The organism is Streptomyces sp. NPDC043853 (assembly GCF_056436025.1).
In genome coordinates this window covers 72,855-85,962 of record NZ_JBWKDJ010000005.1, presented here as the reverse complement: position 1 = coordinate 85,962, position 13,108 = coordinate 72,855, and the positions used below count along the sequence as shown (strand labels likewise).

Here is a 13,108-nt window from a genome sequence, read left to right as displayed (position 1 = left end):
AGGCCGGCGAGCGCCCTTGGGAGACCGCGGTCCGTGAGTGCCGGGAGGAGTCCGGACTCCGCGTGGCGGGACCTCCGAAGCTCCTGGCCACGGTATTCGGGCTGCCGGGCAAGGACTGGCCGCTCGCCTCCGTCGGGTTCGTCTTCGACGGCGGTCGGCTCTCCGCCGGTCAGGTTGCCGGGATCGTGCTGGACCCGGACGAGCACGACCAGGTCCGTGCCCTGACCGTGCCCGAGTGGCGGGAGCTGGTGCCGGGGCGGGACCACGCACGGCTCGAGGCCGTCACGGCCGCCCGCCACGCCGGCATCCCGGCGTACTTCGACACCTGGGACTGGGAGGCCTGAATGAGCATCGTCCTGATGTCCGACCCGCGGGTCGCCGCGATCCCCATCGCCGACAACCGTGAGCCCCCTCACCGACGTCCGCGCCGACGGCCAACTCCTCCTCGACGGCCGCCGCTCCGATCCCGAGTCCGCCTTCGCCCACCTCCGCTCCGGTGTCCTGGACCGGCTGCTGCACCCCCAGTCGCTGCTGCCCGAAGGCCTGCGCATGCTCATCGTCGAGGGGTACCGGCCACCCGCCCTGCAGCAGCGGTACTTCGAGGAGTACGCGGCCACGCTGCGCGCCGCCAATTCGGGCTGGTCCGCGGAGGAGCTGCGGGCGCAGGCGAGCCGGTACGTCTCTCCGCCGGAAATCGCCCCGCACAGCGCCGGCGCCGCCGTCGACCTGACCCTTGTTGGCGCGGACGGCACCGAGCTGGACATGGGCACCCGGGTCAACGCCAGCCCGGAGGAGAGCGCGGGCGCCTGCTACACCCTCGCCGACGGCCTCTCCCACCCGGCCCGCCTGCACCGCGCGACCCTGAGCCGTGCCCTTACGGCCGCAGGGCTCGTCAACTACGGCACGGAGTGGTGTTCCCAGTCAAGTTCTTGTGTTCAAGAGTAGGAGGTCCTTCGAAGGGCCCCCAGGATGTGACTGGCGGGGCGGAGAGTTCAATTGGCGCGGCCAGGGCTTACAGCCGGGATATTAGATCCGACATGACAGCGAGGGGCAGCGAAGGATTGGCGGCTGCCGCCTCCACCACCTGCCAGTCGGCGTCGGTGAGTAGCTCTTCGATGATCGGCGGCGGAAGTGCCGCATGACTGGCGGCTATAGGCCTCGCCTGTGCGTCTGCCAGGCAGGCGAGCAGCGCCGGTGCCGACGCATTCCGATGCCGGGCGATCTCGCGAAACGCTTTCTGTACCGATGGTTCGCGCCGGGCAAGGTCCTCCAGAAGTGCCGGAGTCGCGTCCGGATTGGCGGCCACCTTGGCGACGACCCGGACTCCGTGCCGGTCGAGCATGGTGCGCAGTTGGCCTTCCGAGAGGCCCGGGTGCGGAGCGATGGACTTGACCACTTTTGCGTCGGAGTCGGTGGCCAGCCCGTCGCGTATAGCGGGTGGCAAATCGCGGCGCTGGGCTATGAGCATCCGCGCGGCTGGGTTCGGTGATCCGGCCAGCCTCTCGACCTCGTCGGGGGATGCCGAGGCGATCCGCGGCAGCAGAGTGGCGCCGACCCTGGTAGCGCTGGCCAGGTGGGTCAGCACGTCGAGCGGTACGAGTGGGTTGTGGGCGAGCCTGCGCCGCACTTCATGGTCACGGTCGGTGGCCAGTACGCGGATCAGGGCCTCGTCGATCGCCGGATTTTCGGCGAGGTCAGCTCGAACACCGGGATTCGAATCCACGGCGAGCCGAGCGCAGACCTCCGATGGCAGATCGGGGCGGCCGGCGAGCGCCCAGCGCAGCAGCAGCGAAGGGTGGCCGACGAAGCCAACGACGGCTTCCGTGGGTGTGGCCGGGTTCCGAATCGCCATCTGCTGCATGTCGTGCCTGGTGGACTCGTGGGAGCCGTCGCAGGAGGCACCGGACGGCAGATCGCAGTCGAGTCGCGAGCATTGCGGATCGTGCACGAACGGTGCCTCTTCACGGTCGCAGACCAGGCACCGCTGTGCGGGTGGCAGGCCCTCGCCGGTGAGCAGCGCCGCCAGTACGGCCGGTGGCGTCGCCTCGTTGGCCGCCACCGCGCGACGGACCTCGGCATGCGGATGCGCCGCAAGTCTGGTGGCTGTCTCCGGTGTCGTCCACAACGCGAGCTCCGCGACGACCTGTACGTCCGAGTCGGTGGCCAGCATCTCCACCACATCGAGAGGCAGGCCGGAGCAGGCGGCCAGCTTCTCCCGGCGCTCGACGACTGGATCTTCCGCGAGGAGGCGCGCCCACTCCGGGCGTCCCGCACGCTCGGCCAGCAGTGCGAGCGCGACGTCCGGTTGCGTCGCGGGATCAACGTCTGCGGCGGTCAGCAGGCCTGCATACGCAAGCGAGACAGCGCCTTCCTCGACACGAGAAGCCAGCACCACCGCTTGCGCGTGGCTGAGGTCGGCCCGATGCGCGAGGTCCGCAGCGATCTCGGAGTCCGCGACCGCGATCAGCCGGTCGACCAGCTCGGACGGCAGGCTTACGTTGGCGGCAAGCCCGCACAGAACATGGTTCACAGAGGCATCCTGCCTGGAACGTCACCGAATGGCTCCTGGATTTCGATGCCCAGGTGCTATCGGTAGAGAGGTGGCCCAGACCTACGCTCGGAGGTGCCCGTCTGGTCATTCTCCCTTCGGATGGAGGGGCACGACATTGGCTGGCGCCTCCGCCGAGCTCTCGCTCAGATTGTGGCCCTGGCGAGTGAGGACGGCGTTGGCGAGTGCGAGCTGAGTGACTTGGTGCCGGAGTGCCGTGATTTCGGCCTTCTGCGCGGCAACGGTTTCCTTAAGGTCGGACACAGTCTTGCGGAGCCGCTTTTCCGATTCCGGGGGTTGCTTCGTCTCAATCCGAACGCGTTCGTAGAACTCGTGTTTCAGGTCCGCATGGCGCTTTTGGAGGGCCATGCGGTGAACACCCGCCTCGGCCGCGAGAGCGACGACGGTCAGTGCGCCGTCGGAGGCTGTCGGTCGGCCGGCGAGAAGCCGGTCCATGGCGGCGCGGATGCGTGTCCGCTCGTCGGTGTATCGCTCGGTCACGACAGGTCCTCGACAGGTTGGGCGGTGGCGTGGTGAGTGTCGGCGGTGGCGCGGTATTGCTCGGCGGCGATGCGGAGCGCCTGGCCAGCGGCTGAGGGGAGAGGGCCGCGAGTTTGTTGATGCGGTCGGTCTCTTCCAGCTGTTCGGTCGCGTGGCTGTCAAGGCGGACCGCGTTCCCACAGCCGGGGCGGCAGTCGAACTGGTTCGGGGCGGTGCGTCGGGGCCTGGTTCGCAGAGCGCGTTGTCGCGCTTGAAGACGCAGATCAGCGAAGCGTCCGGGTTGTCGAAGAGGACCAGGCCGTCGCGGGCCAGGTAGTCGGCGGCCTGCTTGGCGAACTTCTGGGTGACGGTACGGCCCTCGAATCGTGGCACCTGGACCGCGGCAGTGAGGGCTCGTCGGGCGGCAGGACCGGAAATCTTCTCGCCGGCGGCGAGGCGGTCCCGCAGCCGCGCGGCGGTGTCAGCCGCGGCCAGGGCGGTCTCGACATCAAGGACACTGTGGATGCCGCGGCGGCTTCGGCTGCCGTACCCGCTCGACGTACGGGCGTCGAGGACGGTGCGCATGCGGCCGTACTGGATCGCGAGCGCGACGAGCCCACCAGGTCTGCGGGCGATGTGCCACGCCAGGGTCCGGCGGAACCCCCCGAGCCCGATGGCGCCGTGAGGGTCTTGGGGGACGCCCTGATTCTGCAGCCCATGGGAGTCGGTCTCCCGGTTGATCCAGGCGATGAAGTCCTCGATCCGCTGGTTCATGCTGCTGTTCTTCAAGGCGCCGTCGCGCTGGCGGCCGCGGGCAAAGTCGTGATGGGCGGAACCGAAGAGCAGTTCGCCCTCAGGGACCATGCGCTCAAGGACTCGGATCGCGCGGACGACCGGGGTGATGGCGACCCAAGGGACCTCCCGTTCCTCGCCAGCCGAGACGTGCTGGCCGTCGTCGTTGGTGACGTTCTTGTAGTGGTGACTGCGGATGAGGTGGCGGCTGCCGCGCTCGGGGTCGGGGCAGCAGCCGGACCGCAGACCTTGTACTTCCTGCGGTCGCATGCCGGTCAGATAGAGGCAGACGATCATCGCGGCGGTGGCCAACTGCCTCATCAAGGTCGAGACCTCGTTGAAGTCGAAGTGTTCGCGCCAGGGCCTGCCGTTGATCTGCCCGGTCACGGCTACCGGGAGCGGGCAGGGCCCTGGCTGCAGCGTGCTGAGCTCATGGCGTTGTCGAAAGCCACTGACCTGGTTGACGCTGCAGCCGACGGTGGCCGCGATGAATGTTGCGGCCAGGACAGTCTTGCCGCGCCACTCGGTGGTCGGCAGGTCCGTGCCCGCGGCGAGCCGGGGCACAAGGTAGTCATCAAGCGCGGCCAGTCCCGCAGGAGAACTCGGGTTGGTGATGGCCAACTGCTGCATGCGGCGCCATTCCACCCAGGCGGCCAGGATGTCGTCCGCGAGGTCGTCGACCATGCGGATCGCCCACATCAGTAGCGGGCTCACCACGCTCGGATCCAGCGGCTCGGTTGTGTTCTCGCCGGGGTCCTGCGGGGTGGAGGACGGGAGATAGTTGTCGACGCCTTCCCTTTCCCAAGGCGGTCGCGTGACGCCGATGGGCTGAGTGTAGAGCTGGTCGAATGCCCACAGGTCAGTGAGGCGACTCAGAGTCTCCTCAGCGTGGTTCGGATTGGCACGGAAACGGTCGGTGACGTAAGCAATCCAGTGGTCGTCGGTGCAGCCACGCAGATCTTTGACGCCAGCGGTGTCCAGCCAGCGGCCGAGTCGCATCCACTCGTAGCAGGTTTCCCGCATTCCATTGGCGGAGCCCCTGGAGCGGGCCCGAATCCCTCGGCTCCGGAGGTGGGTGGGCCGCAGCTGGCCGTTCAACAGAATCCAGGTCACCTGCTTGATCTGCCCCGTCATCGGCGCGGGGCAGTTCCTCCAGTGGATCTTGATCAGGCTGGCGCCGGGACTGTCGATGAACGGCCCGAGCGGCCAGACCGGCTCCTGGTAACGACCGTTGGGGTTGGCGTTTCCGGAGCTGATCCACCGAGGAAGGACGACCGGGCTGTCCGGGGTGGGGATCGGCAGCAGATAGGGGTCGCTCTCCGAGGCAAGAGGGAGGTTCATGGGGCAAGCTGTCCCTTCAGCAGAAGATCGACCAGGGTGCGGTCGGTGTCGCAGGCCCGTACCCGAGCGGCAGCCCAGGACGGGCGGCCGACCTTGTCCGCCAGGTCGTCGAGCCGCTGCCAGTGCGCGTACCAGCGCTGGTGCCATCTGTGTTCAGGCATCGCCGACCGCAGGCCCTGGATGTGTTCGTGAAGGAGGGCGAGGCGGGGGTGGTGACCCGGGTGGACGTGTGCGTTAGGGCATGCGAGGCAGAGCAGGAAGTCGGCTCCGCAGCCGCCGTCCGGGGCAGGCCATGGGGTGGTGGTCTCGTCCGCGCAGTCCGCGGTCGCGGTCTGCCCGTGGGCCGGGTCCGGACCTTGAGCGAGGTGGCCGCCAAAGAAGATCTTCTGCGCCTGGTCGAGAGCTTCGAGCACGCCGTCCTCGAAGATCTGCTGCGAGGCGTGCCTGATTTTTTGGTCGGGCAGCACGTAGATGCTCTCGTGCGTCCCCTGCGTGTGCTGGAGAGGCTTGCCCTCCCGAGTCACCGTTGTGCGTCGGATCTGACGGAAGGGCGAGCCGCTCAGCTTGTGTTCGATCGCCCAGGACTTCCCGTCGACACCCGAGACACCGAAGACGAGCGGGCCCACTGCCGGGGGACGGTCCATATCCCTGCGGCCGCCCCTCTGCCGAACCGCACGGGCTGTCATCAACAGGTCTGTGCCTGGAACCAGTTGCGCAGCCAGGAGTCGACCGTGGAGTGTGGCCTGCAGCGCCTGCGTGATCAATCGCCCTGGCGAGTCGGCACCGGAGTCGGTGATGTTCTCCTTGGAGAACCAGCGGCCGTTCCCGGCCCGGCGCTTCTCGACCTTCACGTGGTAGGTCACGTTCGTGCTCTCCGCAACCGACGGAGCCCTGGTCGGGGCCGGCATACGGTCATAGATGGAGAGGTTCCAGCCGAAGCGATCGGTCAGCATTACGGCCAGGGCTGTCAGCTCCGACGGGGTCAGGAACAGTCGGCCCCACGTGTGCTCGATGTCGCGGCCGCCCAGCAATCCGCGGTTGGTGATGGCCTGTCGACCACTCGGCAGCTGCGTACGGGGCACGTCCCCGGCACGAGCCACATGGTCCAGCGCTTCCCCGAGCCGCCAGTCATGGCTGCCCTCATCCAGGGCTCCCGCCCGCCACCTCTCCAGCAGTTCACTGTTCTCCCGGATCCTGAGCCAGGCAGCCCGGAACTGACGGCCTGCTGCCAGCAGCACGTGCTCGCGTTCCGCCTCGTCGTAGGACTTCCTGACGGGCTTCGGTGCGGGAACACGACGGGCCAGCTCCTCTGGGACCGGTCCTTCGCTCAACCGGGGGTCGCCGCGGAGTATCCGATGGACTACCCGCAGCGTGGTGCGACCGGTGTTCGTGCTGATGTTCTGCAGCCGCCAGCGCTTGAGCGTCGCCGCGTCCAGGCCGGTCAGATCCTCGGGAGGAGTGTCGAGACCGGAGATGAACTCGGCGAACACCTTCAGCCTGTTCCAGGCGGCTGTGGCGCTGTAATGGCTGGTCCACCTCACCTGCTGGGCAGCGAACACCGTTGCCAGGGAGCGCTGCATCGGCTCCGGGACTGGCAGGTCGGGGAAGGCGAAGTCCTTCCTGTGGCCAGCCTTGTTGACGACGGTGACCACCAGTCCGTTTGCGGCAAGCGCTGGCTCCGTAGTGAAGTCGGTCGGAGGCAGCACTGCCCGACGCCCGCGGCGGCTCATTGGCCGGCCACCGGCAGCCGGTCGACAATGACGTCGATGTCCTGGATCCCGGCCGACTCCTTCGCGAGCCGCGCGAACACGCCGTCGATGTCCTCGACCTTGCGGTCGGGTTCGTCGGCCTCGGCCGTCGCCAGGATCGACTCCAGCTGCAGGTGCGCGACGGGAGCCAGGTAATGACGCTTGGTCGTCTCGACGTCCGCGTGCCCGAGGAGGGTCTTGACCAGCCACCAGGGATCGCCGAACAGCATCGCGAAATCCCGGCGATCCGCCGCGGTCAATCCGAAGCGCGTCTCCATCAGCTGGTTCAGCACGATGAGCATGTAGAGCGCGAAGGAGTGACGCGTGGAGTGCGGGGTCGCGTACGGAGTCAGGCCCCGGACCTCCGCGGCTCGGAGGTTCCGGCTCACCTCCCGCTCGGCGGGGGACAACAGCACCTCTTCGCAGCGCAGGTTCGCCGTGGTGAACACCGTGTTCCAGCGGTCGGGAAGCATCGGCAAGCCCTGCTCGGTCAGCCACAGCCACGCAGGTTCCGGCCCCTCCGGGCCCTCGACGAACAACCACTGCCGTTCCCGCCAGCCCAGATGGGTCAAGTACTGATGGCCTTCGACACCATTTCGGTCCACCCAGAAGACTCTCGGTGCCCGGCCGCGGGCCACCTTCGTGACCAGGCGCATCTGCTCAACCCGCTCGTAGCGGCCCATGTGCTGAGCGCGCTTCACCGCCCAAGCACGCTCCGACTGCACATAGGTTTCGACCTGCCGCAGGGCATCCAGCGAGGTGTAAAAGGTACGGCCGTTCTTCGATCGGGTCACCGCCCCGGCGAGCTGGCCGTGCTGGTAGCGCCCGTGCTGCAATCGCTGAGCGGGCAGCTCGAACGTCAAAAGCGACCCGCCTTCCTGTCGCCGAAGCCCCGAGCTCAAGATGAACTGCACAAACGAGGTGTTACGGTCCTCGGTCCGCGCATCCCATCCCCAACTCGGCACCCCGTCGCGGCCGTGACCGCGCAGGCCGACGTCCGACCACAAGCTCCACGTACGCGGTGTCAGCCACGACACCCGGGCACTGACCGAGTCAGCCGCACGGTCCTCCCGCCGGGACGCGTCCACCGGCCGCGGGCTCACCCTCGCCCACTTGAACAGGCGGGTGAAGGCGGCGGCCTCACGGTTCCATTTCGACCCGCTGATTCGCTCGGGATTCTGCGGAGCATCACAGCGCCAGGTCCTGTAGTTCAGCAGGTCCTGCTCGGAGGCCCGGCGCCAGTCGATCCCGCGCGACGACAGGAACGTCAGGAGGATCCGAATGTCCGTGGCGTAGTTCCGCTTCGTCTCCCGTGCAAGGAAGCGGAAGTGCTTCGAGAGAACGAACTCCAACAGGTCGGAGTCGATGGTGAAATCTGGAGCGATGAAGACAGGATCACCCGGCATCAAGCCAATCCGCTCGACCGCCGCCGGAAGGTCCTCGACACCCAACACTCCCGCTTCAGGAAGCGTCCCCCACCGGCCCGGGTCGGGCACCCACACCACATGCCACTCACTCACACGCGCCCCTCCCTTGATGCTTGAACACATCCAATCATCAGGGAAGTGGTGGCACTGGTCCTTCGGCGACCGGTACTGGGCCCTGATGACCGGCGAGCCGACGGCCCTCTACGGGCCCGCCTCCCGGCAGCCCTCCGAACTCTCCTGAGCCACCCCGACGAACAGGGAGCCCGCACCACCATGAGCACCACACACACCGCCCGGGACTGGCACGCCCACTACCAGACCGGACGCGACTTCCGCCCGCTGACCGACACCGAAAAGGCCCTCCTCACCGAACACCTGGCCCTGCCGGCGAACGCCCAGAGTGCCCGGGCCCTGGAGGTGGCCTGCGGGACCGGAGAGCTCGCCCGCCTCCTCGCCACGGCCGGGTACCAGGTCGACGCGGTGGACTGGGCCGAGTCCGCCATCGAGCGGGCCACAGCCGCACCGTCCGACGGGATCGCCTACCACCGGCTCGACATCACCAGCGAGGACATGGCCGCCCTCACCCCGGCCGCCGGCACCGGATACCGGGTCATCACCATGCGCAGGGCCCTGGCCCACCTGCCCGACCGCACCCGCACGGTCGCCGAACTCGCTGCCCTCCTCGACGAGGACGGCACGCTGTGCGTGATCACCCCGCACGCCGACCGGCACCCGCAGGAGCTGCGCGGGATCTGCCTGGACGACGCCGAGATCGACCTCCTCGCCGACGGCTGGCAGTACACCGAGCGCATCGAGGCCGGCGACTCCACCTTCCTGCTGCTCCGCGGGCCCAAGACCGCCCCAGTCATCTACAGCGAGAAGCGGGCTCCGCAGCCGACCGCGATGGCCGGGGTCGCGGTCGTCGTCACCAACGACCGCGGGCAGGTCCTCCTCGGCTGGAACGGCACCCGGGCCGTCTGGGAGCTCCCCGCCGGGAAGGTCGAGCCGGGCGAGGCGTTCGAGGCGACCGCCGTCCGCGAACTCGCCGAGGAGGCAGGCCTGCACGCCCGGCCGGAGGCCGTTCTCCTGCTGGGCACGCTGTGCGACTCCGCCCACGGCTTCACCCGCATCACCGAGATCGCCCGCATCACCGACTACACCGGCCGGCCCACGGCGCGGGAACCCGAGCTGATCAGCCGATGGGAATGGCACACCCCCTCCACCCTGCGCAACCTGCCACAACCCATGTTCACCGCCTCCGCTCAGGCACTGAACCTCGCGTGGCCGGGCCTGCTGCCCGAAGTCCCGCCCGCCCACCACACCCCCAGGCCCGCCGGCCACGTGCCGCTGACGTTCGCGGTCCCCACCTGCTGCGCCCTTGCCCGGGTGGCCGGCGACATCCCCCCGGTTCCCCGGTGTCCGTGACCAACGCCGGAACCCGGACGCCTCGGCCCGACCAGCCGTCCCCCGGCGGTCAGCGGGTCGCGCTCGCCCCGGCCAGGTGAAGCCCGTCGGGGGTGTGGCGGTGGCTGTGGCGCCAGCCGCCCGGGACCTGGACCGCACCGTCCAGGTGGGGGTGGCCGGCCTCGAGGCCTGCGTGGACGTGGGCGGCGTCCTCGGTGTCGCGGGCGGGCCACAGCCACATCGCCGACAGGGCCGCGGTCAGGCCGATCAGGCCGAGGGTGACGACGGCGGCGAGAAGTCCGGCCGACGCTCCCACCCAGCCGGCCAGGGGGTAGGTGAGCAGCCAGGCGGCGTGGGAGAGGGAGAACTGGGCCGCGAAGGCGGGCGTCCGTTCCTCGGGTGGGGCGGAGCGCCGGATGAGGCGTCCGGTCGGGGTGAGGACCATGGAGCAGGCGGCGCCGAACGCCGCCCAGGCGGCGAGGAGAGCGGGCCAGCGCCAGCTGCCGCCGGAGGCCGAGGTGATCACGCCGACGGCGGCGAACACCAGCGTCAGGGACAGGCCGCCGCGCAGCATCACGGCACGGTCCGCGACCCTGTCGAGGATGCGCGGAAGCAGCAGGGCGACCAGCATGGAGCCGGCTCCGTACGCGCCGAGGGCGAAGGCCACGTCGCCGGTGGACCGGCCGAGGTGGTCGCGTACGTAGACGACGGTGTTGACGGTGACGAGGGCGCTTGCCGCGGCCACGGCCAGGTTCAGGCACAACAGGGCGCGCAGGCGGGGGACGCGGAAGAACAGGCGGCTGCCAGCGGTGGCCTTCGCGTACGCGCCGCCCGTCGGCTGCGGGGCCGGGGCGGGCTTGGGCAGGACGGCGGAGACGACCAGAGCGGCGGAGGCGAGGAAGCCGCCCACGGTTCCGAGGAAGAGCCAGTTGTAGCTCATGAAGGTCAGCAAGGCGGCGGCGAGCGCCGGGCTGAAGAGGCTCTCGAGGTCGTAGGCGAGCCGGGAGAGGGACAGCGCCTGCGTGTAGTCCCGCTCCTCGGGCAGCACGTCCGGGATGGCGGCCTGGAACGTCGGGGTGAAGGCGGCGGAGGCGGCCTGGAGGGCGAAGATCAGGACGTAGACCTGCCAGACCTGGTCGACGAACGGCAGCGTGAGCGCCACTGCGGCGCGGGTCAGGTCGGAGCCGACCATCAGCGCCCGGCGCGGGATGCGGTGCGCGATCGCGCCGATCGCCGGGGCGATGGCGACGTAGGCGACCATCTTGATCGCCAGGGCAGTGCCCAGGACGGATCCGGCGCGGGCGCCGGCGATGTCGTACGCGAGCAGGCCCAGGGCGACCGTGGCGAGGCCGGTGCCGACCAGGGCGATCACCTGGGCGGTGAAGAGGTGCCGGTAGGTGCGGTTGCGCAGCACGGAAAGCATGCGGGCGTCCTTCGCGGAGCCGAGGGGCTGACCTCTCCACCATACAGATATGTGCGCAGCTGCGCACATGTTGGCGAGATTCTTACGCCGGTCCCTACGGCCGGCGAACCGCGCCGACATACCCTGTCCACATGCCCGTGAGCGAGTCAGTCCCAGCTGCAACACCTGCGCATCTGCGCGCCCCCGACGACGCCCGGCTCGGCGAAGCCGCCTCGGTCTTCGCCCTGCTCTCCGACGCCACACGGCTGCACCTGCTCTGGCTCCTCGCCCAAGGGGAGTCGGACGTCGGCTCGCTCGCCGAGCAGTGCTCCGCGTCCCGGACCGCGGTCAGCCAGCACCTGGCGAAGCTGCGGCTGGCCGGTCTGGTGGAGACCCGGCGCGAGGGCCGGCACGTGTACTACCGGCTCGGCGACGGGCACCTGCGCCGCCTGGTCGTGGAGGCCCTCAGCCACGCCGACCACCGGGTGAGCGGCGAGGCCCCGCACGACTGACCCCGGGCGCGGGAACCGGGCGGGCGCCGTGGTGGCGCAGCAGGGCGTGCGGGTCGGCCGTACCGCCGCCGGTGGCGTGCGGGTCGGTGTGGACCGTCGCCGCCGTGAGCCGGGGTACGGCGTGCATCAGCGTGTGCTCCGCGTCCACCGCGATGGCGTGGGCCTCGGCGACCGTCAGCCTCCGGTCCACCACGATGTCGGTCTCCGCACGCAGGGTGTGGCCGATCCACCGCATCCTTACCCGCCCTACGTGCTCGACTCCGTCGACTCCGCGCAGGGCCTCTTCCGCACGGTCGACGAGTGCGGGATCGACGGCGTCCATGAGCCGCCGGTAGACCTCACGGGCCGCGTCCCGCAGGACGAACACGATGACGACCCCGATCAGCAGCCCGACCACCGGGTCGGCCGCGTGCCACCCGAGGGCTGAGCCACCGGCCCCGAGCAGGACGGCGAGCGAGGTGAAACCGTCCGTACGGGCGTGCAGGCCGTCGGCGACGAGGGCGGCCGACCCGATCCGCCGGCCGGTCTGGATGCGGTACCGCGCCACCCACTCGTTCCCGGCGAAGCCGACGACGGCCGCGACCGCCACGGCCCCCACGTGGCTCAGTTCCCGGGGCTGGAGCAGCCGGCCGACCGCCTCGTAGACGACGAGCGCCGCGGACGCGGCGATGGTCAGGACGATGACGATGCCGGCGAGGTCCTCGGCCCGCCCGTATCCGTAGGTGTAGCGGCGGTCGGGCTTTCGCCGGCCGACCAGGAAGGCGACTCCGAGCGGCACGGCGGTCAGCGCGTCGGCTGCGTTGTGGAGGGTGTCGCCGAGGAGGGCGACGGATCCGGACAGCGCGACGATCACCAACTGGATGGCCGCGGTGAGCGTGAGGACAGCGAACGAGAGCCAGAGCGTGCGCATGCCCTCGTGTGAGGTCTCCATGGCGGGGTCGGTCCTGTCGGCTGCCGCGTGCCCGTGTGGCGCGATGACGTGCCCAGAGCGTTGCCGCGGCCCGGCTCGCCCGTTTCCCCGGGGATCGTGATGTTCATGCCGCCCACCGCGGGGAGGGCGCTCGTTCGGGTTCTCGCTCATGGCCGCTCCTGCGCCGGCGATCCGCCGATGGCGCACCGTCCTCCTCCCACCATATGCGCATCCGTGCACCTGTGCCGGGGCGGTGGCGGAACGGCCGACAGCGGATCAGCGCCGGGCACGACCGGCGTACCCGGTGGACCCCGACCCACCCGGTCACGTACAGGACAGCGGCAGCCAGCGCGCCGTGGCTCCATGACACCGGGCCGTCGCCGACCAAATGGTGTCCGGCCATGCCCAGCGCGGTCTGCGTGAGGGCGAAGAAGCCGGCGCGCAGGACGGTCAAGGGTGCGCATCGCGGGGAAGGGTGCGTCGCGGTCGGGTCCATGGCCCGCCCATCATGCGGCACCGCCGGGCCGACCCGCAGGCGGGAACT

The 13,108-nt window shown here is 69.8% G+C and carries 8 protein-coding genes and 3 pseudogenes; 5 read left to right on the top strand and 6 right to left on the bottom strand.

The genetic code is table 11. The features are described from left to right. Positions 1-44: 44 nt before the first annotated feature. Positions 45-344, top strand: a pseudogene (locus AC067U_RS15405) (NUDIX hydrolase); the annotation flags it as partial. Further along, positions 345-912: pseudogene (locus AC067U_RS15400) on the top strand (M15 family metallopeptidase); the annotation flags it as partial. A 100-nt stretch (positions 913-1,012) separates the two neighbouring features. On the opposite strand, the gene AC067U_RS15395 reads toward AC067U_RS15400, so the two are convergent. The 4 genes from AC067U_RS15395 to AC067U_RS15380 form a co-directional block, all read right to left on the bottom strand. Next, the gene (locus AC067U_RS15395) at positions 1,013-2,530 is read right to left on the bottom strand and encodes a hypothetical protein (RefSeq protein ID WP_478830187.1); all 1,518 of its coding nucleotides are present in this window, start codon (positions 2,528-2,530) and stop codon (positions 1,013-1,015) included. A 105-nt stretch (positions 2,531-2,635) separates the two neighbouring features. Beyond that, entirely contained in the window at positions 2,636-3,004 is a 369-nt protein-coding gene (locus AC067U_RS15390) for a hypothetical protein (RefSeq protein WP_478830587.1), read from the bottom strand. A gap of 2,153 nt (positions 3,005-5,157) precedes the next feature. Further along, entirely contained in the window at positions 5,158-6,813 is a 1,656-nt protein-coding gene (locus AC067U_RS15385) for a hypothetical protein (RefSeq protein WP_478830186.1), read from the bottom strand. Between the two features lie 74 nt (positions 6,814-6,887). Next, complete coding sequence (locus tag AC067U_RS15380) at positions 6,888-8,429, bottom strand: site-specific integrase (protein WP_478830185.1); 1,542 nt, start codon at positions 8,427-8,429, stop codon at positions 6,888-6,890. A 43-nt stretch (positions 8,430-8,472) separates the two neighbouring features. Here AC067U_RS15380 and AC067U_RS15375 point away from each other — a divergent pair. Further along, positions 8,473-8,577, top strand: a pseudogene (locus tag AC067U_RS15375) (M15 family metallopeptidase); the annotation flags it as partial. 32 nt (positions 8,578-8,609) lie between these two features. Further along, the gene (locus tag AC067U_RS15370) at positions 8,610-9,761 is read left to right on the top strand and encodes a bifunctional class I SAM-dependent methyltransferase/NUDIX hydrolase (RefSeq protein ID WP_478830184.1); all 1,152 of its coding nucleotides are present in this window, start codon (positions 8,610-8,612) and stop codon (positions 9,759-9,761) included. Between the two features lie 49 nt (positions 9,762-9,810). On the opposite strand, the gene AC067U_RS15365 is transcribed toward AC067U_RS15370, so the two are convergent. Continuing rightward, positions 9,811-11,163 carry an MFS transporter gene (locus AC067U_RS15365; RefSeq protein ID WP_478830183.1) on the bottom strand — a complete coding sequence of 451 codons (1,353 nt, stop codon included), beginning with the start codon at positions 11,161-11,163 and terminating at the stop codon, positions 9,811-9,813. A 131-nt stretch (positions 11,164-11,294) separates the two neighbouring features. Between AC067U_RS15365 and AC067U_RS15360 the strand changes: the two genes are divergently transcribed. Beyond that, positions 11,295-11,654 carry an ArsR/SmtB family transcription factor gene (locus AC067U_RS15360; RefSeq protein WP_478830182.1) on the top strand — a complete coding sequence of 120 codons (360 nt, stop codon included), beginning with the start codon at positions 11,295-11,297 and terminating at the stop codon, positions 11,652-11,654. On the opposite strand, the gene AC067U_RS15355 is transcribed toward AC067U_RS15360, so the two are convergent. Next, on the bottom strand, positions 11,608-12,735 hold the full coding sequence (locus AC067U_RS15355) for a cation diffusion facilitator family transporter (protein ID WP_478830181.1): 1,128 nt from the start codon (positions 12,733-12,735) through the stop codon (positions 11,608-11,610). The genes AC067U_RS15360 and AC067U_RS15355 overlap by 47 nt on opposite strands. Positions 12,736-13,108 lie beyond the last annotated feature (373 nt).

Bases quoted from the DNA above. Each gene is read 5' to 3' on its own strand.
- AC067U_RS15365 (WP_478830183.1), bottom strand. From the start codon at position 11,163: ATGCTTTCCGTGCTGCGCAACCGCACCTACCGGCACCTCTTCACCGCC.
- AC067U_RS15370 (WP_478830184.1), top strand. From the start codon at position 8,610: ATGAGCACCACACACACCGCCCGGGACTGGCACGCCCACTACCAGACC.
- AC067U_RS15360 (WP_478830182.1), top strand. From the start codon at position 11,295: ATGCCCGTGAGCGAGTCAGTCCCAGCTGCAACACCTGCGCATCTGCGC.
- AC067U_RS15390 (WP_478830587.1), bottom strand. From the start codon at position 3,004: ATGGACCGGCTTCTCGCCGGCCGACCGACAGCCTCCGACGGCGCACTG.
- AC067U_RS15355 (WP_478830181.1), bottom strand. From the start codon at position 12,735: ATGAGCGAGAACCCGAACGAGCGCCCTCCCCGCGGTGGGCGGCATGAA.